Origin of the sequence: Haloparvum alkalitolerans, assembly GCF_050122995.1 — an archaeon.
GTDB classification, from domain to species: domain Archaea; phylum Halobacteriota; class Halobacteria; order Halobacteriales; family Haloferacaceae; genus Haloparvum; species Haloparvum alkalitolerans.
Window position 1 is genome coordinate 19,862 of the sequence record NZ_JBNLIA010000013.1, and the last position, 21,593, is coordinate 41,454.

A 21,593-nucleotide genomic window follows, 5' to 3' on the forward strand; every position below is an offset into this window, starting at 1 on the left:
TGCGTCCCGCACCGACCTCGACCGTGCACCCCGTCGAGCGCTTCCAGACCGGCCTCCTGATCGTCGCGATGGGGGTCGGGATCGCGCTCGGGCAGCGCGCCAGCCTCGCGGCCGCGGCGGACCGCGCGGTCCTGCCCGCGCTGCTCGGCGTCCTCTTTCTGACCTTCCTCGGCGTGCCGCTCGGGGCGGTCCGCGGCGCGCTGGCGAACCGCCGGTTCGTGGCGACGAGTCTGGGGTTCAACTTCCTGTGGACCCCCCTGCTCGCCGCCGGGCTGGCGACGCTGTTCCTGCGCGACCATCCGGACCTCTGGGTCGGCCTGCTGATGTTGCTGGTGACGCCGTGTACCGACTGGTACCTCGCGTTCACGGACCTGGCGGACGGGAACGTCCCGCTCGCGACCTCACTCCTGCCCTACAACCTCCTCCTGCAGGTGGCGCTGTTGCCGGTCTACCTCTACGTCTTCGCGGGCGCCGCGGTCGACCTGCCGGTCGCGGCGCTGGTGGAGGCGGTGCTGTTCGTCCTCGTCGGGCCGCTCGTCGGCGCGGCGGTCGCGCGCCGGGCCGGCGCACGGCTCCGGAGTCGCGCCTGGCTCGCGCGCGTCGCCGACCGGACCGGCCCCGCGCAGGTGGTCCTGCTCGCGGTCGCGGTCGGCGCGATGTTCGCCTCGCAGGGCGCGCTCCTCCTGGAGCGACCGCTGGTCCCTGTCCTGATCGGCGCTCCCCTGCTGGCCTTTTTCGCGGTCAACTTCCTCGCCGGGACGCTGGTGAGCCGCGTGTCGGGGTTCGACTACGAGGACCGGGTCTGTTTCGCCTGCACGACGCTCGCGCGCAACTCCCCCACCGCGCTTGCGGTCGCCGTCGCCGCCTTCCCGGACCGGCCCCTGATCGCGCTCGCGCTGGTCGTCGGACCGCTCGTGGAGCTGCCGCTGTTGAGCGTGCTGACCAGAGTGCTGCGCGCGACGCGCGGGGACGGCTCCACCCCGGCGTCGGCCTGATCACCCTACCGGTCGCGCCGCGCCTCGCGGCCGAGGTGCTCCTCGACCGCGGCGACCTTCTCGTCTGCTGAGGCGTCGACGGTCCGCTTGTCGTCGACCTTCAGGAACGTGGAGACGCGGTCGCCGTCGACCGCCTTGTGAGCCGCGCCGACCGCGTCCAGCAGGGTGTCGACGTCGTCGGCCTCGATGACGGTCCCCATCGGGTTCGTCTCGTAGGCCACGTCGTAGTCGTCGAGCGCGGCCACCGCCTTGGCCACCTCGCCGGACATGCTGTCCTCGATCACCGGTGCGACGCTCAGGAGTGCGACCACGGTCATGGGTGATAATTCGGCCGAGGACGACATAAATGGCGCCACGGCCCGTCGCGCGCGAGTCAGAAAGTCCGGCTCAGAAGGGCGCCTCCGGCCCCTCGTCCGGCTCCGCGGCCGGGTCCGTGTCGGGGGTTTCGAGCCCGTACTCGCGCTCGTACGCCTCCAGTCCGCCGCGGAGGCTCTCGACGCGCGCGTCCGCGGTGCCGGCGTACGAGCCGATCAGCCGCGCCGCCTGCTTGCTGGAGACGCCGTGGGGGCAGACCGTGACGACGCGGTCGGCGCCCGAGAGCGCCTCGACCCGCGCGGAGAGCTCCGTGAACGGCAGGTTCTCGCTCCCCGGGATGTGCCCGCGTTCGAAGGACCGCGGCTGGCGGATGTCGACGATGCGGAGGCCGTCCGGAGTCGGATCGGCGTCGCTCGAGTTCCCCTCGGCGGAAGCGTCGAGCAGGGCGGCCAGCTCGTCGGGGTCGATCTCGCCGTCCATCAGGGGAGCGGGCAGAGGCTCGCCGTGAAGACGGCGCGCTCGTCGGTGTCGTTGCGGGCGCCGTGGACCGCGCCGCGCTCGTGGGGGACGACCGCGGGCGCCGAAAGCGCGGCCTCGTGGTCCCCCTGAATTACGGTCGGCTCGCCCTCCAGCACGTGGAAGACGTTGGTCGAGTCGGCGTGCTCGTGGGGATCGAGTTCGGCGCCCGGGCCGAGCGCGAACAGCTTCACCAGCACGTCGTCCGAGACGAACAGTTCGGCCGTCTCGACCTCCCCGTCCGCGGGGTCGAGGTCGGCGACAGCGTCGGCGTAGCGGTCGAGCGTCATGGCTCCCGGTTGCCGGCGCGCAGTGAAAAGGTGTCGGGGGCGTTCCAGTCGGCGGGCCCGCCGCCGCGGCTCGCTCGGAGCGGCGGCGACGGTCGTGTGCCTCGGTGCCCGCGGCTCTCCGAATCCCGATTCGCCCGGATCCCTAACCCCGGAGCGGCACAAGCCGGTCGGTCGCCGACCGGGTCGTGCCGTTCCAACGGGAGAGTCGCGGCGGAGGGAACCTCATGCCATCGTGGTGAGGCGAGGCGTCCGTCGATGCGGGGAGTGCTATTCCGCGGTCGCGGTCCCGCCCTCGGTCCCCTCGTAGGTGACCTCGATGCCGTCCGGCACCGGCTGGAGGATGTACGTCCCCGTCTGGCCCCGCTTGACCGGCGTGAAGTCGGCGGTGAAGACGGTCCGGGTGTTCTCGCGGACCTCGAACGACTCGTTGAACGTCAGCGGCGCCTCGCCCGGCGTCTCGACGGTCGCGTCGCCGCCGTCCGCGAGCGTGGCGTCGATCTCGTCGGCCACGTCGAGCTGGAGGAAGGCGTACTCGGCGACCTCCAGCTCGTGCTCGCCGACGAGCTGCGTCTCGCCGTTCTGGAGCTGGACGAGGTCCGCCTCCTGCGGCTCGTCGAACTCGTGGTACTCGCGGCCGGACGAGTCCTCGTCATCGTCGTCCTCGCCGTCCTCCGTCTCGGTCGCCGTCGACTCGCCGTCCGCGTCCTCGGCGGTCGACTCCTCGTCCGTCTCGCCGTCGCTGTCGTCGTCCCCGGCGTCGGCCCCCTGCGGACCGAGCCAGATGCCTTCGACCGTGACGACCAGCGACTCGAAGTCGCCGATGTCGCCGGGCTGGTCGGTGACGCGCGTCGCGAGCGTCCCGGTCGCGGTGCCGATACAGCCCGCGAGGGCGGTCGTGCCGAGCGCCGCGGCGCCGGTCGCGCGCAGGTAGCTCCGCCTGTCAAGTGTGGGTGTGTTTCGGTTCATGTCTGAATATGGATGACTGAAAGCAAATGGTTGTCGGCCGACGGCGGCTTACGCGTCGCCGTCCGTCTCGTCGTCGTCAGCGTCCTCGGTCTCCTCGTCCTCGGTTTCCTCGTCGTCCGACTCGTCGCTGTCGTCGTCAGTCTCTTCGGTCTCCTCGTCAGCGTCGTCCGCGTCTTCCTCATCCGCGTCGTCCGCGTCTTCCTCATCCGCGTCGTCAGCGTCTTCCTCATCCGCGTCGTCAGCGTCTTCCTCGTCAGCCTCCTCGTCCTCGGACGGGGTCACGTCGCTCAGCGCCGTGCCGAGGTTGTCGATCTCGCCGTCGAGGAAGGCGTGGATCGTGTCGTGGATCTGGCTCACGTGGTCCGGGACCTGCTCGGGCATGTCGCTCGGCGGGCCCGCGTTCCCGGGGCGCTCGGAGGCGTTCGGGCCGCGGTCGGTCCCGTTCGCGCTTTCGTTCGCGCTCTCGTTCGCGTCGGCGTCGTTCTCCTCGTCGGCCGCGTCGTCAGCAGCGCCAGCGTCGTCGGCCGCGCCGGAGCTGCCCGGCGCGTCGCCGGCGTTCTCGTTCGCACTATCGTTCGCGTTCGATGCGTCCGCGGGCATCGCGGCGCCGGCCGCCGCGCCGATACCGGCGAGGGCGACCATCGCGACCACCGCGACGACTGTGAGCTTTTTCGCGTTCATCGCACTCTCCCCTCGCTGCGGGAGGTACTTGAAGGGGGTAAGCGCCGAAGTCGGGTTTCGGCAGTTTGAGCCCGTCTGAAGCCCATTTAAGCCCGATTAAACGCGGTTCCCCCGTCCGCGTTTCGGCGGCCGGTCTCAGCGGCCCGGGTCGGTGACCGCCCGGTCGGCGCGCGCGCCGGTCGGGCCTCGGGCGACCGCCGCCGATCGGAGCACCACCGAAGGAGCGCCCGGTAGGAGCCCCGGCGGGAGCGCCCGGTAGGAGCACCACCGTAGCCACCACGCTTACGCGACGGGCGACCCATGCGGCGTCCATGACGAGCGACGAAGCGGAGTCCCGGGACCGACCCCTCCCGGATCCCTGGACCGAGGTCGAGTCGCCCGACCACATCGTGTCGAAGTACAGCCCGCGGGAGCCGGCGCTGTTCGAACGCGCCGACCGCGAGCGCGCGGTCCACATCCGCCCGGACGAGCCGGACCTCCCCCACGCCGACCGCCGCGAGTGGGTCGTCGGGCTGGTCCGGGGGGACGCGGAGAACTTCGTCGACGCCGAGCCGATCGCGCGGGTCCACGGACGCGGGGACGCCTACCACGTCGCGGTCGCGTTCGCCGAGGCGTACGAGGAGGCCGTTCCCGACACGGGCGACGACGCGGCCGCCATCGCACACGCGAGCGAACGGGCGGAGCGGGAAGCCGACCGCCTCGCCGAGTGAGCGGTCCACGAAACGGACAGCCTCAGGCCTCGTCCGCTCGCTCGACCTCGATCGCCACGTCCGCCGAGTCGACGCCGATGCGCGCGAACTGCGTGCGGACGTGTTCCTTCGCGGCCGCCAGCGCCGCCTCCCGGGTGTCGAACCCGCGCGGCGACGGCTCCTCGAACGCGACTCGGATCTGGTCGCCGTCGACGAGCAGCGGGGAGCCGCCGCTCTCGACCTCGTAGAAGGAGTCGCAGACCCAGACGTAGGGGGCGTCCTCGTCCGGCGCGCCGGCGTACGTCGGCGGCTCCTCGCCGCGCTCGAACACCGTCCCGGTCAGCTCGGTGCCGCCGCCGCGACCGCGCACGAGTATCATGGCCGAAACTACGCACCGCGGGAGCAAAAGGCGTCGGTTGCGGCCGCGGCACCGGGGTCGGAGGTGCGAGACCGGCGGGACGCGGGGACCGGCGAGGCGCGGGGAAAGCGATTTGCCCGTGGGCGGTCGTGTGACGGGCATGACCTTAGAGGACTTCGAGGAGTTCTCCGGCGACGGGGACGACGGCGCCGACGCGGACGGCGCCGGCGCGGCGACCGGATCCGGAGACGGCGCCGGGGGCGACGCCGAGGCCGGAGCGGGCGGGGGGGGAGCGGACCCGGCCGCCGCGGACGCGGGCGCCACCGCGGACGACGGCTTCGAGCGCTACGACGCCGACCCCGCGGGCGAGGACGCCGGCCTGGGCGTCGTCTCCGTCTCGCAGGGGCTCCGCGTCGCGGAGGACGCCGAGGAGACCGTCCTCCGCGCGTTCGTCACCGCGGGGAACCGCGAGTCCGTGCGCCTCGGGAAGTACCTGCTCGTCCCCTATCCGGACGGCGAGCGCCTCTTCTGTCGGATCACGGGACTGGAGTACGCACAGGAGTTCCAGTCGGACGACGCCACCGAGATCCACGCGCGCCGGCAGATGCGCCGTGAGGAGTTCTCCGAGCGCGACTACAAGTTCGTCGCGGAGCTGGAGCCGGTCGCGGTCGTCTCCGGGTCGGGCGAGGACCTCTCGCGCCGGATGACCGACCGCGTCCCGAAGCCCGGCGCACTCGTGCAGGAGGCCGCCGACGCCGCCGAGATCAAGACCGGGCTGAAGATCCCGGAAGACGGGGTCTTCCTCGGCCATCTCTCGGTCGGCGGCGAGAAGATCCGGACCGCGGCGAGCCCCCCGACCGTCGACTACCGCGTGAAGGACGACTACGCGGACGGCGACCCCCTCGTGTTCAGACACACCCTCGTCGCGGGCGGGACGGGGTCGGGCAAGACCCACGGCTCGAAGAACGTCCTCCGGCAGTACCTCGACGCGGAGCGGACCTATCCCATGGACGACGGTCGGGAGGCGCGGATGGCCGTCGTGCAGTTCGACCCGCAGGACGAGTACGCGCAGATGCACGACGACAATCCCGATCTCGGCGACGCGTTCGCGCGCCGGCTGGAGCGCGAGGGGGTCGCGTACGGCGGCCACGACGACACCGTCGCGCTGATCCCGACCTCCCGGAACGCCAACTACCCCGGCGAGGGCCACCGCGCCGAGCAGGTGCCGTTCACCATCCCGTTCTCGCTCGTGTCCGACATGCCGTGGCTCGTTGCCGGCTCCAGCCTCAACGACAACCAGTACCCCGCGCTGTTGACGCTGATCAACCGCTTCTTCCGCGACTACGGCGATTCGGGCACCTACGAGCAGTTCCTCTCGTATCTCGACGACCCCGCGCTCCAGGAGGAGCTCCACGAGTCCGGCCGCGTCCACGAGGCGACCTTCGACGCGGTCAAGCGCCGCGTCCGCGGCGTCCCCGGCGGCGTCTTCGACGGCGACGCCAAGCCCATCACCGAGCTCGACCACACGCTCGTTCGTCCGGGCGGGCTGACGGTGGTGCCGACCTACCACCTGCCCACGTCCCGACAGAAGGAGATGTACGTCCTCGCGGTGTCCGCGTTCCTCATCGACGACAAGCTCTCGAACGACCCCGACAGCGACCGGATCAAGGAGACGCCCCTGCTGGTCGGGATGGACGAGGCCCACAACTTCCTCGCGGAGGGCGACAACGTCCAGTCGCGAAAGGTGATCGAGAAGTTCACCGAGGCCGCAAAGCAGGGCCGTAAGGAGCGACTCGGCCTGTTCCTGATCACGCAGGACCCGCAGGACGTGGCCGAACCCGTCTTCAAGCAGATCAACACGAAGATCGTCTTGAACCTCGGCGACGAGGACGCTATCTCCAGCGTCAACATCCCCTCGAACCTCGCCGGCAAGGTCCCGTACATGGAGAAGGGCCAGATGGTCGTTTACTCCCCCGACAACTCCGAACCCGTCGAGTTGACCGGTCTTTCGAAGTGCGTGACGCGGCACGACTAACTCCGACCTTTTTCTGCGTCGGGTTCGCGCGCCGCGGGCGGCGCGCTCACCCGTCCTTGAAAAATGTCGATCAAAAAGGGGCCGCGGTCGGCGCTGCGGGCGCTGCGCGCCCTCGCGCCACCGCGGTACCACGAACTCGACAGAACACCGCAACCGCGACGCCTCAGCACCGCAACCGCGACGCCTCAGCACCGCAACCGCGACGCCTCAGCACCGCAACCGCGACACCTCAGCACCGCAACCGCGACACCTCAGCACCGCAACCGCGACGCCTCAGCACCGCAACCGCGACGCCTCAGCACCGCACTGCGACCGCAGGAGCACTGTACTCCAACGCGTTGCGTTTGTGGGGCCGGGTTAGTCGGTGGCCACCGGCGTCGAGACCGCGGTCGCGTCGGCTTCAATCGCTTCCGGGCCCGCGATCGGGAGCGCGTGCAGGTAGTCGTCCAGGTCCAGCGCGAACCGCTCGTCGGTCGCCGGGTCGACCCAGCGGAGGTCGAACTCCGACCCGTGTTCGGCACCGCCGTCACGGACGACGTGGGTCCACGCGTCGCGCGGTTCGTGGACCGTCGCGTGGAAGAAGTGGCGGACGTACCGCCTCGGCGGGTCGCGCCGCCGCGTCCACACGTCGCTCACGAGGTGCGAGACGTCCGCGAGCGTCGCCAGTCCCGTCTCCTCGCGAACCTCGCGAAACAGAGCCTCGCCCGGTCGCTCGCCCGGTTCAAGCGTCCCCTTCGGGATCTGGAGGCCGTCGTGACCCGGCCCCTCGAAGACCAGCACCTCGCCGGTCGAGCGCGTCACGTACGCGCAGGCCTTCCCGACGTACGTCGGATCTTTTTGGTTCATGTTCACACGAATCACGATCAAACTCATAAATCCCCTCTGCGGTAGCGTATAAGGAACCCAAAGGATCGGCGTAACCGCGAATTTTCTCGGCACTCGTAGCCCGAGATCGTCCGCATTCGGTTCTGGTGCGGTCGCGGTGTTGCTGTGGTGCAGTCGCGGTGCGGTGCTGATGTGGTCGCGGTGCGGTGCTGATGTGGTCGCGGTGCGGTGCTGATGTGGTCGCAGTGCGGTGCTGATGTGGTCGCGGTGCGGTGCTGATGTGGTCGCAGTGCGGTGCTGATGCGGTCGCGGTGTTGCTGTGGTGCGGTCGCGGTTGCGGCGCTGACGTGGTCGCGGTTTCCTGTCGAGGTCGTGGAACCGCGGCGGCGCGAGGGCGCGAAGCGCCCGCAGCGCCGCCCGCGGCCCCTTTTTGATCGACATTTTTCAAGGACGGGTAAGCGCGCCGCCTGCGGCGCGCGAACCCGACGCAGAAAAAGGTCGGGGTGCTACCTGACGACCGTCACGGGGCGGTCGGCGTTGCGCATCACGGACTCGGCGACGCTCCCGAGCAGGACGCGCGAGACGCCGGAGCGGCCGTGGCTCCCGATGACGATGCCGTGGGCGTCGATGTCGTCGGCGACCTCGACGATCGTGTGCGCGGGACGACCCACCTCGACGCGAGTCTCGACCGCGCGGTCGACGCTCTCCGCCGCGTTCGAGACGATCGTCTCGCCGCGCTCGCGGGCGGCCTCGTACCACTGCTCGACGGCCCCGGGGAACGTCCCCTCCGGGGTCGAGGCGGCCTCCGCCGGGTTGATCACGTGGAGCAGCGTCAGCTCCGCGTCGGGCCACTCGTCGGCCGCGAACCGCAGCGCCTCGGCGGACTTGTCCGACCCGTCGACCGGAACGAGGATCCGTTTGCTCATGGCCGGGGGATCGCTCGGCGGCGTCAAAAAAGGCCGGCATGCGGCGAGCTGTCGCCGGTCGGGAGCGACGCGTGCCGTTCAGAAGATGTTCGCCTGCTGGTAGACGGAGATGCCGTTGTCCGTGATCTCGTACGGCTTCGTCTCGCGGGAGTGGTTGGCGTCGCGGATCTTCTGTATCTCGACCGCGAGCCGCGTCTCCCGGAAGTCGGAGGGGCGGACGTACTGGAGGACGAACACCGCGTCGGTGAGGTACTCCACGATGCCGTGTCTGGAGGCGTAGGCGTTCTCCTCGCTGGCCTCGGAGGTGAGCATCGTCGTCACGCCCGCCTCCTTCAGCGACCGGGTGAAGTCGAACACCTCCGAGCGGCGCTTGGCGGGGTGGTCGTACATCATCTCCAGCAGCGAGACGGAGTCGAGCACCAGCCGTTCGGCGCCGAACTCGGAGATGAGGCGGGAGAGGTCGTTCCGGATCGACGCCAGCGAGTTCGCCATCTCGATGGGGTCGAGCGCGACGACCGCGAGCAGCCCCTCGTCCTCGTACTCGCGGAAGGGCCAGCCCTTCTCCTCGGCGGTCGAGAGGATCGCCTCCCGGCTCTCCTCCAGCGTGATGTAGACCGCCTTGTCCCCGTTCCGGAGCGCCTCGTGGAGGAACTGCAGCGCGAACGTCGTCTTGCCGGTCCCCGCCGAGCCGATGGAGGCGATCAGCGAGCGCCGCGGGACGCCGCCCAGGATCATGTCGTCGAGCCCCTCGATGCCGATGTTGATGCGCTCGATGTCCGACTCGAACTCCGCCTCGTCGAAGTCGGTCCCCCCACCGAAGCCGCCGCCCCCACCGCCACCGAAGCCGCCGCCCCCACCGCCACCGAAGCCGCCGCCCCCACCGCCACCGAAACCGCCGCCCGCGCCTCCGCCGTCCTCGCCGTCACCGAACTCCGCGAACCCGAACTCGTCGCCTCCACCCCCGGTTTCGGGTGCGGTTCCGCCGGCGTCCGGGCCGTCGTCGCCGCCGAAGTCCGCGAACCCGAACTCGTCGCCTCCGCCGGCGGGGGAGCCTTCGGAACCACCGAACCCTCCCCCCTGGTCTCCTGCCGACTCCCCGGGATCGCCGAACCCCTCCGCGGTTTCCTCGGTGCCGGGGAATCCCTCCGCGGACTCCTCCCGGTCGCGGTCGAGGCCGTCGCTCTCGGTCGAGCCGTCGGTATCGGCGGTATCAGCGGTGTCGGCGGTATCAGCGGTGTCAGCGCTATCGGCGGTGTCGGCGGTGTCGCCCTCGCTTTCGCTCGAGTCGGGTTCGTCGTCGGCCGCGCCGCTCTCGCCCTCGATCTCGCGCAGCGCGCGTTCGAACCAGTCGTCGTCCTCGCTCATGGGAGCGGCGTGCCGCGTCGCCGCGGCGTCCTTGTTCCCCGGACGGCGGCCGTCGGCTTGAAGGTTGCCCGCCGACCCGTACCCGGTCCGCTTTAGTCGCGGGGTGGCCAAGGCCCGGTCATGCAGGTCGGGATCGTGGCGCAGCGCGAGAACCCCCGCGCCGCCAGCCTCGCGGACGACCTCCGGAGCGCGCTCCGCGAGCGGGAGGTAGGGGTGTGGTTCGACGAGGCCACCGCGGCGGCGCTCGACGCGCCGGAGGCCGGCCGTCCGATGGACGCGTTCGACGGGGCCGACCTCGTCGTCGCCGTCGGCGGCGACGGGACGTTCCTGTTCGCGGGGCGCCACGCCGGCGGGACGCCGATCCTCGGCGTGAACCTCGGCGAGGTCGGCTTCCTCAACGCGGTCCCGCCGGACGACGCTCGGGAGACGGTGCTCCGCGAGGTGGACGCCTATCGCGGCGACGGGATGAACCCCCGAGAGGTCCCCCGCATCGCGGCGCGCGTCGAGCGCGAGGGATGGAACTCCGACCCGGCGGCCAACGAGATCGTCGTGCAGGGGCCGCGACGGGGCCACGGCGGCGGCACCGACTACGAGGTCCGAGTCGACGGCTCGCTCTACTCCGGCGGCCACGCCGACGGCGTCCTGATCGCCACGCCGACCGGCTCGAGCGCGTACAACCTCTCCGAGGACGGGCCGCTCGTCCACCCGAGCGTCGACACGCTCGTCGTCAACGAGATGTGCGCCGCCGAGGGAATGCCGCCGCTGGCGGTCGAGGCGGACAGCACCGTCACCGTGACGCTGACGGGCGAAGGAGCCACAGGCGTCGTCATCAGCGACGGCCGCAACCCGAAGGAGGTCGACGCTCCCGTCTCCGTCACCGTCGAGCGCACCGATCCGCCGATGCGGATCGCCGGCCCGAGCGCGGACTACTTCGAGGCGCTCGGAAAGCTCTCGTGAACCGCCCCCTCGGACTCGCCCCGTTCGCGGGCGAGTCGCGACTCGACTGCGGACTCGTGGCCGCGGGCGGCGTCGCCGCCTTCGCGGCCGGCTACCTCGCCACGGCCCTCCTACTCGGCGGCGTCGGCGTCCTCGACCACGGCGGCGACAGGGCCGCCCGCCGGCTCGCGGGCGCCGGCGGGTCGGTGCTCTGCTGGAGCTACTTCGCGGTCGCGTTCACCCGCGCGAAGGGCGGACCGGTCCTGAACGCCGTCGCCTATCCGGTCGCGACCGCGGTTCTCGCCCCGTTCGCGCTCCGCTGGGCGCTGTTCGGTCCGGACTGGGCCGGCCTCCGCGAGCGCGTCGGCTTCTTCCTGTTCCGGCCGGACCTCCTGCTCGACGCGGCCGCGCTGCTCGTCCCCGGCGCCGTGACGTTCCTCGCGCTGCTGTCCGCGTGGGGGGCGACCCTGAGCGACGCGGAGATCGACGCCTGGCAGCGCGAGCACCTCCGCGAGGAGTTCTACGACGCGTTCGTCGAGGCGTCCGACCTTGACGCGGAGTGAGGAAGGCCAGAAGACGTCGGGAGAGCGCGAGGTAGGTCCGGTCTTGTCTCTGGCGTAGATCCCGCGGACCGGCACTGCGACACTCGGAAAGTCCCAGCCGACTCCCCTGCCACGTCGGCGTTTTTTGTTTTTGCTGTCCTTTCGGCTGCGTGGAACAGCAACACCCAGAAAGCCCCAGCCGGCTCGACCAGCCGCGGCACGCGCTGCGCTCCTCGCTCCCCGCCGCGCGGGACAAACCGCGTCCCGCTGGCCTCCAGCGTGCAGTAGCGCGCTGGAGACAACGCCCGCTGCGGTGCTTGAGGCGCCGGGGCCGGATCGAGCCGGCTGCCCCTTTCAGTCCCGCCCCGCACAGCACCGCAACCGCCCCGCCACCGCCCCGCAGCCTCACGCCTCCCCAGCCTCGGGCTGGACGCGGCCGCGGAACCGCACCGCATCGCGGCCGCGTCCAGCCCTCCCTCGCGCGGTCGCGGCGACACAGGGTCGCCGCGGCGCGCGCCGACAGCACCGCAACGCGACCGCAACCGCACCGCACTCCCCCAGACGTTTTTCAGGAATAACGAGCGACTCCCGCCGTGAGTGCAGCCGGAGGTGCTGATGGAGATGAATCGGGCGAGGGCTCTCGGTTAGCGCCGGCTGGTCTCCACCGTCTCGACCGCCCGTTCGAAGTGGTCCTCGCGGATGCGCACCGCGTCGGCGTGCTCGTTGGCCGCCTCGCCGTGCTCGTCGGTCACGTCCTGGATCGCCAGCAGGGCGGCCTCGCGGACGACCGCCGTCAACTCGGCGCCCGAGTAGCCTTCCGTCTCGCCGGCCAGGCGGTCGAGGTCCACGTCCTCGGCGAGGGGTTTCTCCCGGGTGTGCACCTCGAGGACCTTCCGTCGCGCCTCGCGGTCCGGGTTCGGCACCTCGACGTGGGTCTCGAGGCGGCCGGGTCTGGTCAGCGCCGGGTCGAGTGCGTCGCGGCGATTCGTCGCCGCCAGCACGACGACGTTCGGGTTGTCGGCGGCGCGGTCGAGCTCCGTCAACAGCTGCGAGACGACGCGCTCGCCAACGCCGGAGTCGCCGCCGCGGTCGCGGTCGGTCGCGACGGCGTCGATCTCGTCGAAGAAGAGGATCGTCGGCGCGGCCTGTCGGGCGCGCTCGAACACCTCGCGGACCGCCTTCTCGGACTCGCCGACGTAGCGGTCCAGCAGTTCGGGCCCCGCGACCTGCACGAAGTTGACGCCCGATTCGCCCGCGATGGCGCGCGCGAGGAGCGTCTTGCCGGTCCCGGGCGGCCCGTACAGCAGGATCCCCGTAGGCGGCGCGGCGTCGGCGGCCTCGAACAGCGGGCCGTACGAGAGCGGCCACGTCACCGCGCGCTGGAGCTTGTGCTTCGCGTCGGCGAGCCCGCCCACGTCCGAGAAGTCCGTCTCCGGCGTCTCGGCGACGTGCTCGCGCATCGCGCTCGGCTCGACCGCGGCGTGTGCCGACTCGAAGTCGGCGCGCGTCACCTCGATGCCGGTCAGGTCCGCCTGCGCGTCCTTCTCGCGAACGCGCCGGAGCGCGGTCAGCGCGGCCTCCTGTGCGAGGCTCTCGAGGTCCGCGCCGACGAAGCCGTGGGTGCGCGCGGCGAGCCGGTCGAGGTCCACGTCCTCGGCCAGCGGCATCCGACGCGTGTGCACGTCGAGGATCTGCCGGCGGCCGGCCTCGCCGGGGACGCCGATCTCGATCTCGCGATCGAAGCGGCCGCCTCTGCGGAGCGCGGGGTCGAGGCTGTCGACGCGGTTCGTCGCGCCGATGACGATCACGTCCTCGCGGGCGTCCAGCCCGTCCATCAGCGAGAGCAGTTGGCCGACGACCCGGTTCTCCAGGTCGCCGGCGTCGTCGCGCTTGCCGGCGATGGAGTCGATCTCGTCGAAGAAGACGATCGCGGGCGCGCTCTCGGCCGCGCGGTCGAACACCTCGCGGAGGCGCTCCTCGCTTTCGCCCTTGTACTTGCTGGTGATCTCCGGCCCGTCGACGGTGAAGAACGCGGCGTCGACCTCGTTGGCGACCGCGCGCGCGATGAGCGTCTTGCCGGTCCCCGGCGGCCCGTGCAGCAGGACGCCCTTCGGCGGGTCGATGCCGAGCCGGGCGAACACCTCCGGCTCCGAGAGCGGCAGTTCGATGGTCTCGCGGACGAGCTCCAGCTCCTCGTCGAGCCCGCCGATGTCCTCGTAGGTGGCGCCGACGCGCTCCTCGTCCGCGCCGTCGCCGGACCCGGCCGACCCGGCCGACCCGGTCGCGGGCTCGGACGGACCGGTCGCCGCGCCGCCGCCCCCGCCGCGACCGTCCGCCGTCCCTCCGTCCGGCGGGGAGTCGGGACGGTCGGATCCCGTCGAGGGCGGCGGGGACGCGCTCGGCACGCCCTCGCCCGCGCTGCCGCGCTCCGCACCGACGACGCGCACGTCGGTCCTGTCGGTCACGCGAACCGTCCCCTCGGGGCTGGTGTCCGCGACGGAGAACCGGAGGCCTCCGAGTCGCTCGACGTGGACCGACTCGCCCTCGCGGAGCGGGCGGTCGCGGAGATCGCGCGCGAGCACCTCCTCGACGCGGTCGCGGCTCACGTCGACGGTCGCGAGCGCGTCGGGCGCGCGCAGCGTGACGGTGGTCGCGTCGTTCACCTCGACGGCGGTGACGCGGACGGTGTCACCGACCTTCACGCCGGCGTTCGCGCGCGTGTCCGCGTCCACGAGGACGCTGCCCTCGCCGGCCGAGGCGCCGCCGGGCCAGACCTTCGCCACGGTGGCGCGGTCGCCCTCGATTCGGACCGTGTCGCCGCTCAGGACGCCGAGGCGCTGCCGGGCCGCGTCCGGGAGGCGGGCGATCCCCCGACCGGCGTCGCGCTTCTCGGCCGCGCGGACCGTGAGTTCGATACCCGCTGTGTCGCTCATGGCTCACGCTTTCCCCGGACGGGACTTTACGCTTGCCCGCTCCGCGCGGGCCGTGAGAATCCCCCGGCGCGACGGGGGATAGCCTCAAGGCGTCCGCGGGCGCATGTCGAGACATGGTCACGACTACCGAGAAGAACGGCTCGACGTGGTACGCGTGTGAGGTCTGCGGGATGCTGTTCGGCGAGCGGGAGGACGCCGCGGACCACGAGACGGCGTGTGACGGCGAGGACCCCGCTTACCTTCAGTAGGTGGCCGTCTGCCGGCTCGGAACCCCCCTCACTCCGGGAGCGACTCTTCCGGCGGCGCCGCATCGACGACGGTCAGGTCCAGTTCTTCTCCCGCGCGGTCGTAGGCCGTCACGTCCTCCGGCGTCCACGGGGGGACGGCGACGAGCACGACCGCGGCGAGGTCGTCGGCCTCGGTCAGCGTCGCGTCGCCGTCGGGATGCGAGACGAACCGCGCGCCGCCCCCGTCAGCGGGCGTGCCGATCTCCACGCCGAAGATGGAGGAGACGGTGTTCCCGGCGGCCGCGAGCCGAAAGTGCGTGAGAACGGGCGTCGAGGGATCGAGGTCCGCGACCTCGGGCTGGTGGGCGTCGAACTCGCCCGCCGGCGTCGGCGTGAGCCGGATGCTGACGGACCCCGGGGCGGCGTCGGCGGCGTCCTCCAGCAGGACCGCGAGCAGGTCCGCGGTGACGTGGACCATCTCAGACACCCAGGAGCGACCGCACGGTCTTCGCGTACAGCCGCGGGGCGGACCGGCGGGAGCCGGAGAGGGCCTCCCGGAGCGCCTCGGTGGCGTTCTCGTGAATCCCCTCGCCGTGGCCGACGAGAACGCGATCGGGGTCGAGTCCGCCGAGGACCGTCCGCGGCGGGACGACGCGCAACATCGGGTGGACGCCCAGTCGCTCTCCCTCGACCCGGAAGAACGGGGCGGTACCGACCGCCTCGGGGACGATCAGCGTCTCGCCGTCGAAGAAGGCCGCCTCCTGCCACGGCGGGACCGACGAGTTACGGACTCGGAGGGTTCGGAACCCGGTGTCCGCGAGGCGGCGACCGAACTGCTCGACCGGGGCGTCGAGGTCCGCCTGAACCCCGGTCATCCACTCGGGGACGTGGACGGCGACGTCGTGTCTCCGTGCGACCGCCGCGGCGTCGCGCTTGTGTCTGTCGAGCCCGAGCACGACGCCCGCAACGGACCCCAGATCCGCGAGTAGGTCGTCTACGTCCTCGCCGTCGACGGGATCGAACACCCACACGTCGGGCTCGCCGGTGTCGGACTCCTCGTCGTGCACCGCGACGGCGTGGCTGGCGCGTTCCATCTCCTCGTTCGGATACGCGATCCAGCCGACCCCGCTCTCGTAGCGGTCGATCGGTTGCACGGCCGTCGTGCCGGACCCCTTGAAGCTCATTGCCGAAAGTTGGGGTCGCTCCCGGATAAACCCCGGCCGGCGGTCGTGATCGAACCCTTCGTCAGAGCCGGTCGCTGTCGATGTCGACCGATGGCGGCGTCACGACGAGAAAGCCGCGGAAGTGCATCAGCTCGCCGCCCATGTCGCGGATCTGGCGGGCGAATCCGGCCGCGAGCTCGTTGAGGTCGCCCTCGATGGAGAGCACGAGCACGTTGCCGTACTCGACGTTGCGGACCCACTCCTCGGGCTCGGTACTGCCGTCGAGCACGCCGAGGACGACGCTGCCCGACCCCCCGGCCTCCTCCAGTTGGTCCTCCGCGTGACGCAGGTCGAGGTCCCACTCGCTCATACTCGACGGTCCGCGGGAGGCGAGAAAAGGGTTCCCCCACGCGGCGCTTCCCGGTACTGGCGGACTAGAGGTCGATCCGGTCGCCGATCTCCGCGATCTCCAGCGTCCGTGGATGCTCGAAGCTCGCGGCGTGGCTGTGGAGCGCGGTCGGGTCCGCGGTGAGCCCCTTCCACATGTCCCAGTGGGTCGGGAGCAGGCGGTCGAGTTCGAGGTCGCTGGCCGCCTCGACGATCTCGTTCTCGTCGCTGTACCACTTCGTTCTGACCGGCTCGCCGGTCTCCTTGTCGGGGACGTTGCCGACGGTCCCGAACGCGAGGATGCCCAGGTCGATGTCGTACGACTCAGCCAGCCCCGCGAACGACGGCGAGGGCTTCGTGTCCCCGCCGTGGAAGATCGTGCCGGACTCGTGCTCGATGACGTAGCCGACCGGGTGCGTGGCGTCGGCGTCCTGCGTCTCCACCACGTCGATCGAGAACTCGCCGACGCGGAGGCTGTCGCCCTCGGTCACTTCGACGAACTGCTCGTCGCTCACCTCCCAATCGTCGGTCCAGTGTTCCTCCTGGCGCGCGACCGCGAGCGAGTCGTCGGGCGCGATCAGGTCGCAGTCGGTGTTCGCGAGGATGGGCGCCTGCGAGGGGCCGTGGACGTGGTCGGTGTGCTCGTGGGTCGCCAGCACCGCGTCCGCGGTCTCCACGTCCTCGGGGTCGAACGGGACCGGGATCATCCGGACCGTTCGCGGCGGGTCACCGAGGCCGACGTAGGGGTCGATCCAGAGGACGGTGCCTTCCGAGCCCTTGATCGCGAAGCCGTTGCAACCGAGGTACCACAGCGCGACGGTGTCGGGGTCGGCTTCCGCGACGGCGCGCGGCAGCCAGTCGCCCCAGTCTGAAGCGGGCATGACCGTGTCTGCACGCGGCCGTTCCGTAACCGTTGCGGAGTCGGCGACGTCGCTGGCAACGCGGGCAACGCCGCTGGCAACTGCCGTCCGAGGGCGACCCGCCGGAACCGCGCCATCGGGCGCTCTCTCGGGCGGTTCGGATCCCGGCTCTTAAGTACGAAACCCCGGTTAGGTCGGACATGGAATTTTGCGACGAGTGCGGATCGATGATGAAAGCGGGGGAGGGGGAAGACCACTGGGTCTGCGACTCCTGCGGCTACGAGAAGGGCCGCGACCCGGAGGCGGAGGAAGCGATGGAGACGACCCAGGGACAGGAGGTCTCGGAGATAATCGACACCAGCGACGTCGAGGACAAAGGCCTCCCGACGACGACCGTCCACTGCCCGGAGTGTGGCAACGACCGCGCCTACTGGTACATGCAGCAGATCCGGTCGGCCGACGAGTCCGAGACCCGGTTCTTCGTCTGCACCGAGTGCGAGCACAAGTGGCGCGAGGACGACCACTGAACGCGGGTTCGGACGACTCGACTCACGCCGCGCCCGTTCTTCTGTCGCGTTCTGCGGCCGCGTTCTGCGGCCGCGTTCTGTGTCCCGTTCTGTCGCCGCGTTTTGTCTCCTCGTTCTTCGGCCGCGTTCTGTGCCCCGTTCTGCCGCCCCGTCCTCACCGCCGCCAGACCGGGGTCCGGTCCGACTCGGCGTCGCCGGTCCCCCTGCCGTCCGCGACCCCGCGGTCGTCGTCCGCGAGCGATTCCGCGAGCACCTCCGCCAACTCCGACGGGTCGCAGTCGGCCAGCCCCGCGTGGGCGACGCGCAGTCGGGAGTGCGGATGGCCCCGGTCGCCGGGGACTTTGATCGTCTTCACGATCCCCCGATCGACGAGCGTGTCTCGCGGTGCGATGAACTGCTCGCGGGCGGCGATCCCCGCGCGTTCGGCCCACTCGCGCACGTCCCCGAACAGGTGGTCGGTCCGCGCCCCGACCACGAGTGACAGGGCCAGCACGTTCGCATCCGCCCGGCGGTCCAAACGGTCCGCGCCCGCCACCGCCGCGTCCAGTTCCGCCGCGAACGCGGCGGAGAGGTCCTCGCGGGCGCTCCCGCGGAGACCCGCTCGGGACGGTCCGAGCCCCTCGAACGGTTCGGCGGCGTCGACCCGCGCCAGCGCCGCCTCGCGCAGCGCCGCCGCCGGCTCGCCGTCGGACAGCAGCGTCGGCTCCGGGGCCGGGCCGGCGACCGCGAACGCCGTTCCGTCGGCCGAGAACACGGCGGGATCGGTCGCCGCGCCGACGCGAAGGTCGAGCGCTTCCGTCTCCCGAAGTCCCTGAAGCCGAGCCGACAGGACGAATTCGTCGGCGACCCCCCCGGTGGCGGCCGGATGCAGGGCGACGCGCCAGGGAGCCTCGACGGCCTCGTCGGGCCCTCCGACTCCGTTCGCGTCCGCGTCGCCGTCGTCGGGGATCGCTCCGACGACCGCCCGGAGAAGTCGCTCGTCGATGCCCGTCGCTACGACCGCGTGCCGGCCCCGGAGCGCGGCCGCGATGCCCTCGGGAACGGTCATGGCCGTTCCTGTCACGGCGCGAAGATAATCTTTCCCCCGCCGTGGTACCGACGGAGCGCAGCCGAGCCGTTCTGGACCGCCCGACGGGTCAGGGGCGTCGGGCGAAAAGCAGGTAGCCCGTGTGCCCCACGCCGGCCGTCGACGGCCGGGAACCGCGGTCGGAGAAGTCCATCTCGCGCTGGATTGTCTCCAGCGTCTCGACGCCCTCGAGGTCCGCCTCGCGGGCCGCGATCGCGGCGTCGCGGGTCCCCTCGACGAACGGCGAGTAGACGGCCAGAAAGCCGCCGGGGACGAGCAGGTCGGCCGCGCGCTCCACGACCGCGGGCGCGTCCGCGGTGTCGAGCGTCAGGAGGTCGAACCCCTCGCCCTCGGCCAGCGCGTCGACCTCCTCGGCGAGGTCGCCGGTGTGCACGTCGACGCGGTCCTCGACGCCCGCGATCCGCATGTTCTCGCGGGCCACGTCGGCGAAGTCGGGGTCCTTCTCGTAGGTGGTCACGTCGGCGCCGATGCGCCCGAGGTGCGCCGAGAGGATGCCGGTCCCGGTGCCGGCGTCGAGCACGCGGTCGCCTGCCGAGGCGCCGGTGTGCCCGATCAGCAGGCCGATGTCGCGGGGCATCATCGGTGCCCCGGTGCGTTCGAGGTGGTCGAACAGGTCGGGGCCGCGAAGCTCGCGGACCTCGAACGTCTCCCCGAGGTGGGTCTCGACGGTGTCGCCCGCCGTCACGTCCTCGGGGACCTCGAGCACGCCGAGGTCAGTGCCGAACTCCTCGCCCGGTTCCAGCAGGTACTCCCGGTCCGCGTGGACCAGCAGGTAGGCGGCGTCGGTCACTCCAGCCGCGCGATGGCGGCCGCGAGGTCGCCCTCTTCGGCCTCCAGCGCCTCGATGGCGTCCTCCTCGGGAACGCCCGCTCGCTCGGCGACGATGTGGACGTCGTCGTCGGGGATCTCCAGGCCGCCCTCCTCGTCGTCCGTCCCGTCGCCGCCCTCGATGGCGGACTGGCCGCCGCTCCCGGAGCCGCCGGTGCCGGCCGCGACGCTCTCCGGTTCGCCGACGATCTGGTAGGTCATCTGCCCCTGCGCGTCCATGCGCGTCACCTGCGGGGCGTCGAAGACGAGGTCCTCCTCGTCCGTGCGGACGACGACCTCCTCGGCATCGATCTCGGTCACGTCGATGCCCATCTGCTTCATCATCTGCTTCATCTTGCGCGGGTTCATCCCGCCGCCTCCGAACATACGCGTCCGTTCGGCCGCACGGTACAAAAAGGGTGACGAAGGGCGCTGCGGAGGCTTCGGAGCCGGCATCCTCCGCGGCCGGTGAATCGAGACAACGCTTAACACCGTCCGGCCGTCACCTCAGGCGATGGCATCCCCGGGGTTTTCTCCCCTCCGAAACGTCAGCAAGCCGGAAGTCGCCGTGTTCGTCTCCGGCGTCGCGAGCATGGGACTGGAGATCCTCGCGGGCCGCGTCGTCGCGCCCCAGTTCGGCAGCAGCATCTACACCTGGGGGACGATCATCGGCGTGTTCCTCGCGGCGCTGGCCGCGGGCTACTACCGCGGCGGCCGGCTCGCGGCCCGGGAGGCGAGCAGCGCGGGACTGGCGCGGCTCCTGCTCGGGACCGCACTCTGGGTCGCGCTGCTGGTGTTCGCGGGCGACCTGCTCGTGCGGTCGACGGTCCCGCTCCCGCTGCCGAGTCGCGCGGCGTCGCTGCCCGCTGTCGTGCTGCTTTTCGGTCCGCCGACGTACCTGCTCGGGTTCATCAGCCCCTACGGCGCCGAACTGCTCGACAAGGACGGTATCGGCGAGGCCTCGGGCCACGTCTACGCGCTCGGCACCGTGGGCAGCATCGTCGGCGCGTTCGGGACGACCTACCTCCTCGTGCCCGCGCTCGGCGTCGACGCCATCGGCTTCGCGTTCGGCGCCCTCCTCGTCGCGACCGCGGCCCTGCTGGTGGCTCCCTCGCCGTCTCGGGACTCCGTGCTGTCCGTCGCCGGCGCGCTGGTGATACTGGCGGCCGCGCTCGGAAGCGGGTCGGTCGGCGTCTCCCCCGCCGGGCAGGTGATCCACGAGGAGGAGACCGCCTACCAGGAACTGCAGGTCGTCGACGGCGCCGAGACGCGGACGCTGTACCTCGACGGCGAGCGCCACAGCGCGATGGACCGCTCGGACCCGACGCGACACGTCTTCGACTACACGCGCTACTTCCACCTGCCGTACCTGTTCGCGGACGACCCCGACGAGATCGACCGCGTGCTGTTCGTCGGCGGCGGCGGATTCTCCGGCCCGAAGCGGTTCGCCGCGGAGTACGACGCGACCGTCGACGTGGTCGAGATCGACCCGGCCGTCGTCGACGTGGCGAAGGAGTACTTCACGGTCGAGGAGTCCGAGGACCTCCGGATCCACGAGGGCGACGGCCGGGAGTTCCTCCGCGAGACGAACACCACCTACGACCTGATCGTCCTCGACGCCTACAAGAAGGACAAGGTGCCGTTCCACCTCACCACGCGGGAGTTCATGGCCCTGACGAGCGACCGACTCTCCGAGGACGGGATCCTGGTCGCGAACCTGATCTCCGCGCCGAGCGGCCCCGCCTCGCGGTTTTACCGCGCCGAGTACGCGACGATGAGCGAGGTGTTCCCGCAGGTGTACGCCTTCCCGACCGCCGGGCCCGGCGCGGTCCAGAACATCGAACTCGTCGCGACGAAGGACGGCGACCGCGTGAGCCAGGCGACCCTCCGCGAGCGCAACGAGCGCCGGGAGATCGGCATCGACCTGTCCGAGGAGATACGCAACTACCGCGCCGAAGAGGACCCCGGCGACGTGCCGGTGCTGACCGACGAGTACGCCCCCGTGGACGCCCTGCTGGAACCGATGGTCGGCCAGCGGTACGTGATCGAGGAGCGCGAAGCCGACGATGAGGACGACCAGTCGACACCGCGACCGCGGGTCGCCGACCGGGCTTCCCTCGCCCCGGTTGCCGTTGCCGACGGCCGTTTCTGAACCCGCGGTCG

Annotated in this window: 24 protein-coding genes and 1 pseudogene; 8 read left to right on the top strand and 17 right to left on the bottom strand. The window is 71.4% G+C overall.

Going from position 1 to position 21,593, the window contains the following annotated elements; all coding sequences use genetic code 11:
- The first annotated feature begins 23 nt into the window (after nucleotides 1-23).
- A complete protein-coding gene (locus ACQE3L_RS12315) occupies nucleotides 24-995 on the top strand; it encodes an arsenic resistance protein (protein WP_426964129.1) in 972 nt (323 codons plus the stop codon).
- A 5-nt stretch (nucleotides 996-1,000) separates the two neighbouring features.
- Here ACQE3L_RS12315 and ACQE3L_RS12320 read toward each other — a convergent pair whose 3' ends face one another.
- The 5 genes from ACQE3L_RS12320 to ACQE3L_RS12340 all read right to left on the bottom strand — a co-directional run bounded on the left by ACQE3L_RS12320 (nucleotide 1,001) and on the right by ACQE3L_RS12340 (nucleotide 3,763).
- Entirely contained in the window at nucleotides 1,001-1,312 is a 312-nt protein-coding gene (locus ACQE3L_RS12320; protein WP_426964130.1) for an MTH1187 family thiamine-binding protein, read from the bottom strand.
- Nucleotides 1,313-1,382: 70 nt separating this feature from the next.
- On the bottom strand, nucleotides 1,383-1,790 hold the full coding sequence (locus ACQE3L_RS12325; protein ID WP_426964131.1) for a rhodanese-like domain-containing protein: 408 nt from the start codon (nucleotides 1,788-1,790) through the stop codon (nucleotides 1,383-1,385).
- Entirely contained in the window at nucleotides 1,790-2,116 is a 327-nt protein-coding gene (locus tag ACQE3L_RS12330; RefSeq protein WP_426964132.1) for a cupin domain-containing protein, read from the bottom strand. The genes ACQE3L_RS12325 and ACQE3L_RS12330 overlap by 1 nt, the downstream gene beginning before the upstream one ends.
- Nucleotides 2,117-2,383: 267 nt before the next feature.
- On the bottom strand, nucleotides 2,384-3,082 hold the full coding sequence (locus ACQE3L_RS12335) for a DUF4382 domain-containing protein (RefSeq protein ID WP_426964133.1): 699 nt from the start codon (nucleotides 3,080-3,082) through the stop codon (nucleotides 2,384-2,386).
- Nucleotides 3,083-3,130: 48 nt separating this feature from the next.
- The gene (locus ACQE3L_RS12340) at nucleotides 3,131-3,763 is read right to left on the bottom strand and encodes a hypothetical protein (protein ID WP_426964134.1); all 633 of its coding nucleotides are present in this window, start codon (nucleotides 3,761-3,763) and stop codon (nucleotides 3,131-3,133) included.
- Between the two features lie 311 nt (nucleotides 3,764-4,074).
- Between ACQE3L_RS12340 and ACQE3L_RS12345 the strand changes: the two genes are divergently transcribed.
- Nucleotides 4,075-4,473 (top strand): hypothetical protein, encoded by a 399-nt coding sequence (locus ACQE3L_RS12345; protein WP_426964136.1) that lies wholly within the window; start codon nucleotides 4,075-4,077, stop codon nucleotides 4,471-4,473.
- A gap of 22 nt (nucleotides 4,474-4,495) precedes the next feature.
- Here ACQE3L_RS12345 and ACQE3L_RS12350 read toward each other — a convergent pair whose 3' ends face one another.
- Nucleotides 4,496-4,831: a DUF7113 family protein gene (locus tag ACQE3L_RS12350; protein ID WP_426964137.1), complete on the bottom strand. Its 336-nt coding sequence runs from the start codon at nucleotides 4,829-4,831 to the stop codon at nucleotides 4,496-4,498.
- A 139-nt stretch (nucleotides 4,832-4,970) separates the two neighbouring features.
- Between ACQE3L_RS12350 and ACQE3L_RS12355 the strand changes: the two genes are divergently transcribed.
- The gene (locus ACQE3L_RS12355) at nucleotides 4,971-6,845 is read left to right on the top strand and encodes an ATP-binding protein (protein WP_426964138.1); all 1,875 of its coding nucleotides are present in this window, start codon (nucleotides 4,971-4,973) and stop codon (nucleotides 6,843-6,845) included.
- A 357-nt stretch (nucleotides 6,846-7,202) separates the two neighbouring features.
- Here the strand turns inward: ACQE3L_RS12355 and ACQE3L_RS12360 are convergent, their stop codons facing one another.
- The 3 genes from ACQE3L_RS12360 to ACQE3L_RS12370 all read right to left on the bottom strand — a co-directional run bounded on the left by ACQE3L_RS12360 (nucleotide 7,203) and on the right by ACQE3L_RS12370 (nucleotide 9,961).
- Complete coding sequence (locus tag ACQE3L_RS12360) at nucleotides 7,203-7,691, bottom strand: NUDIX hydrolase (RefSeq protein ID WP_426964139.1); 489 nt, start codon at nucleotides 7,689-7,691, stop codon at nucleotides 7,203-7,205.
- Nucleotides 7,692-8,176: 485 nt separating this feature from the next.
- Complete coding sequence (locus ACQE3L_RS12365; protein WP_426964140.1) at nucleotides 8,177-8,596, bottom strand: universal stress protein; 420 nt, start codon at nucleotides 8,594-8,596, stop codon at nucleotides 8,177-8,179.
- Between the two features lie 78 nt (nucleotides 8,597-8,674).
- Entirely contained in the window at nucleotides 8,675-9,961 is a 1,287-nt protein-coding gene (locus ACQE3L_RS12370) for a KaiC domain-containing protein (RefSeq protein ID WP_426964141.1), read from the bottom strand.
- Nucleotides 9,962-10,081: 120 nt separating this feature from the next.
- Between ACQE3L_RS12370 and ACQE3L_RS12375 the strand changes: the two genes are divergently transcribed.
- Nucleotides 10,082-10,918: an NAD(+)/NADH kinase gene (locus tag ACQE3L_RS12375; protein WP_426964142.1), complete on the top strand. Its 837-nt coding sequence runs from the start codon at nucleotides 10,082-10,084 to the stop codon at nucleotides 10,916-10,918.
- Nucleotides 10,915-11,460, top strand: a complete 546-nt coding sequence (locus ACQE3L_RS12380; protein WP_426964143.1) for a hypothetical protein — start codon at nucleotides 10,915-10,917, stop codon at nucleotides 11,458-11,460. Before ACQE3L_RS12375 ends, ACQE3L_RS12380 begins: the two co-directional genes overlap by 4 nt.
- A gap of 623 nt (nucleotides 11,461-12,083) precedes the next feature.
- On the opposite strand, the gene ACQE3L_RS12385 is transcribed toward ACQE3L_RS12380, so the two are convergent.
- Nucleotides 12,084-14,372: an AAA family ATPase gene (locus ACQE3L_RS12385; protein WP_426964144.1), complete on the bottom strand. Its 2,289-nt coding sequence runs from the start codon at nucleotides 14,370-14,372 to the stop codon at nucleotides 12,084-12,086.
- A 113-nt stretch (nucleotides 14,373-14,485) separates the two neighbouring features.
- Between ACQE3L_RS12385 and ACQE3L_RS12390 the strand changes: the two genes are divergently transcribed.
- Nucleotides 14,486-14,620, top strand: coding sequence for a DUF7128 family protein (locus ACQE3L_RS12390; RefSeq protein WP_426964145.1), 135 nt, complete (start codon nucleotides 14,486-14,488; stop codon nucleotides 14,618-14,620).
- A gap of 28 nt (nucleotides 14,621-14,648) precedes the next feature.
- On the opposite strand, the gene ACQE3L_RS12395 is transcribed toward ACQE3L_RS12390, so the two are convergent.
- The 4 genes and pseudogenes from ACQE3L_RS12395 to ACQE3L_RS12410 all read right to left on the bottom strand — a co-directional run bounded on the left by ACQE3L_RS12395 (nucleotide 14,649) and on the right by ACQE3L_RS12410 (nucleotide 17,030).
- Nucleotides 14,649-15,077: a JAB/MPN domain protein-containing protein gene (locus ACQE3L_RS12395; RefSeq protein WP_426964146.1), complete on the bottom strand. Its 429-nt coding sequence runs from the start codon at nucleotides 15,075-15,077 to the stop codon at nucleotides 14,649-14,651.
- Nucleotide 15,078: 1 nt separating this feature from the next.
- Nucleotides 15,079-15,783, bottom strand: a complete 705-nt coding sequence (locus ACQE3L_RS12400) for a hypothetical protein (RefSeq protein ID WP_426964148.1) — start codon at nucleotides 15,781-15,783, stop codon at nucleotides 15,079-15,081.
- A gap of 64 nt (nucleotides 15,784-15,847) precedes the next feature.
- A pseudogene (locus tag ACQE3L_RS12405) lies at nucleotides 15,848-16,132 on the bottom strand (DUF5779 family protein); the annotation flags it as partial.
- Nucleotides 16,133-16,196: 64 nt separating this feature from the next.
- Nucleotides 16,197-17,030 (bottom strand): MBL fold metallo-hydrolase, encoded by an 834-nt coding sequence (locus ACQE3L_RS12410; RefSeq protein WP_426964149.1) that lies wholly within the window; start codon nucleotides 17,028-17,030, stop codon nucleotides 16,197-16,199.
- 179 nt (nucleotides 17,031-17,209) lie between these two features.
- On the opposite strand from ACQE3L_RS12410, the gene ACQE3L_RS12415 reads away from it, so the two are divergent.
- Nucleotides 17,210-17,536 (top strand): transcription factor S, encoded by a 327-nt coding sequence (locus tag ACQE3L_RS12415; RefSeq protein ID WP_426964151.1) that lies wholly within the window; start codon nucleotides 17,210-17,212, stop codon nucleotides 17,534-17,536.
- Between the two features lie 154 nt (nucleotides 17,537-17,690).
- Here the strand turns inward: ACQE3L_RS12415 and ACQE3L_RS12420 are convergent, their stop codons facing one another.
- The 3 genes from ACQE3L_RS12420 to ACQE3L_RS12430 all read right to left on the bottom strand — a co-directional run bounded on the left by ACQE3L_RS12420 (nucleotide 17,691) and on the right by ACQE3L_RS12430 (nucleotide 19,817).
- Nucleotides 17,691-18,584 (bottom strand): hypothetical protein, encoded by an 894-nt coding sequence (locus ACQE3L_RS12420; RefSeq protein WP_426964152.1) that lies wholly within the window; start codon nucleotides 18,582-18,584, stop codon nucleotides 17,691-17,693.
- An 88-nt stretch (nucleotides 18,585-18,672) separates the two neighbouring features.
- On the bottom strand, nucleotides 18,673-19,413 hold the full coding sequence (locus tag ACQE3L_RS12425) for a methyltransferase domain-containing protein (RefSeq protein ID WP_426964154.1): 741 nt from the start codon (nucleotides 19,411-19,413) through the stop codon (nucleotides 18,673-18,675).
- Nucleotides 19,410-19,817 carry a nascent polypeptide-associated complex protein gene (locus ACQE3L_RS12430; protein ID WP_426964155.1) on the bottom strand — a complete coding sequence of 136 codons (408 nt, stop codon included), beginning with the start codon at nucleotides 19,815-19,817 and terminating at the stop codon, nucleotides 19,410-19,412. The genes ACQE3L_RS12425 and ACQE3L_RS12430 overlap by 4 nt, the downstream gene beginning before the upstream one ends.
- A gap of 127 nt (nucleotides 19,818-19,944) precedes the next feature.
- On the opposite strand from ACQE3L_RS12430, the gene ACQE3L_RS12435 reads away from it, so the two are divergent.
- Nucleotides 19,945-21,582: a spermidine synthase gene (locus ACQE3L_RS12435; protein ID WP_426964157.1), complete on the top strand. Its 1,638-nt coding sequence runs from the start codon at nucleotides 19,945-19,947 to the stop codon at nucleotides 21,580-21,582.
- Nucleotides 21,583-21,593 lie beyond the last annotated feature (11 nt).

Bases quoted from the DNA above. Each gene is read 5' to 3' on its own strand.
- ACQE3L_RS12320 (WP_426964130.1), bottom strand. From the start codon at position 1,312: ATGACCGTGGTCGCACTCCTGAGCGTCGCACCGGTGATCGAGGACAGC.
- ACQE3L_RS12325 (WP_426964131.1), bottom strand. From the start codon at position 1,790: ATGGACGGCGAGATCGACCCCGACGAGCTGGCCGCCCTGCTCGACGCT.
- ACQE3L_RS12330 (WP_426964132.1), bottom strand. From the start codon at position 2,116: ATGACGCTCGACCGCTACGCCGACGCTGTCGCCGACCTCGACCCCGCG.
- ACQE3L_RS12335 (WP_426964133.1), bottom strand. From the start codon at position 3,082: ATGAACCGAAACACACCCACACTTGACAGGCGGAGCTACCTGCGCGCG.
- ACQE3L_RS12340 (WP_426964134.1), bottom strand. From the start codon at position 3,763: ATGAACGCGAAAAAGCTCACAGTCGTCGCGGTGGTCGCGATGGTCGCC.
- ACQE3L_RS12345 (WP_426964136.1), top strand. From the start codon at position 4,075: ATGACGAGCGACGAAGCGGAGTCCCGGGACCGACCCCTCCCGGATCCC.
- ACQE3L_RS12350 (WP_426964137.1), bottom strand. From the start codon at position 4,831: ATGATACTCGTGCGCGGTCGCGGCGGCGGCACCGAGCTGACCGGGACG.
- ACQE3L_RS12355 (WP_426964138.1), top strand. From the start codon at position 4,971: ATGACCTTAGAGGACTTCGAGGAGTTCTCCGGCGACGGGGACGACGGC.
- ACQE3L_RS12360 (WP_426964139.1), bottom strand. From the start codon at position 7,691: ATGAACCAAAAAGATCCGACGTACGTCGGGAAGGCCTGCGCGTACGTG.
- ACQE3L_RS12365 (WP_426964140.1), bottom strand. From the start codon at position 8,596: ATGAGCAAACGGATCCTCGTTCCGGTCGACGGGTCGGACAAGTCCGCC.
- ACQE3L_RS12370 (WP_426964141.1), bottom strand. From the start codon at position 9,961: ATGAGCGAGGACGACGACTGGTTCGAACGCGCGCTGCGCGAGATCGAG.
- ACQE3L_RS12375 (WP_426964142.1), top strand. From the start codon at position 10,082: ATGCAGGTCGGGATCGTGGCGCAGCGCGAGAACCCCCGCGCCGCCAGC.
- ACQE3L_RS12385 (WP_426964144.1), bottom strand. From the start codon at position 14,372: ATGAGCGACACAGCGGGTATCGAACTCACGGTCCGCGCGGCCGAGAAG.
- ACQE3L_RS12390 (WP_426964145.1), top strand. From the start codon at position 14,486: ATGGTCACGACTACCGAGAAGAACGGCTCGACGTGGTACGCGTGTGAG.
- ACQE3L_RS12395 (WP_426964146.1), bottom strand. From the start codon at position 15,077: ATGGTCCACGTCACCGCGGACCTGCTCGCGGTCCTGCTGGAGGACGCC.
- ACQE3L_RS12400 (WP_426964148.1), bottom strand. From the start codon at position 15,783: ATGAGCTTCAAGGGGTCCGGCACGACGGCCGTGCAACCGATCGACCGC.
- ACQE3L_RS12410 (WP_426964149.1), bottom strand. From the start codon at position 17,030: ATGCCCGCTTCAGACTGGGGCGACTGGCTGCCGCGCGCCGTCGCGGAA.
- ACQE3L_RS12415 (WP_426964151.1), top strand. From the start codon at position 17,210: ATGGAATTTTGCGACGAGTGCGGATCGATGATGAAAGCGGGGGAGGGG.
- ACQE3L_RS12420 (WP_426964152.1), bottom strand. From the start codon at position 18,584: ATGACCGTTCCCGAGGGCATCGCGGCCGCGCTCCGGGGCCGGCACGCG.
- ACQE3L_RS12430 (WP_426964155.1), bottom strand. From the start codon at position 19,817: ATGTTCGGAGGCGGCGGGATGAACCCGCGCAAGATGAAGCAGATGATG.
- ACQE3L_RS12435 (WP_426964157.1), top strand. From the start codon at position 19,945: ATGGCATCCCCGGGGTTTTCTCCCCTCCGAAACGTCAGCAAGCCGGAA.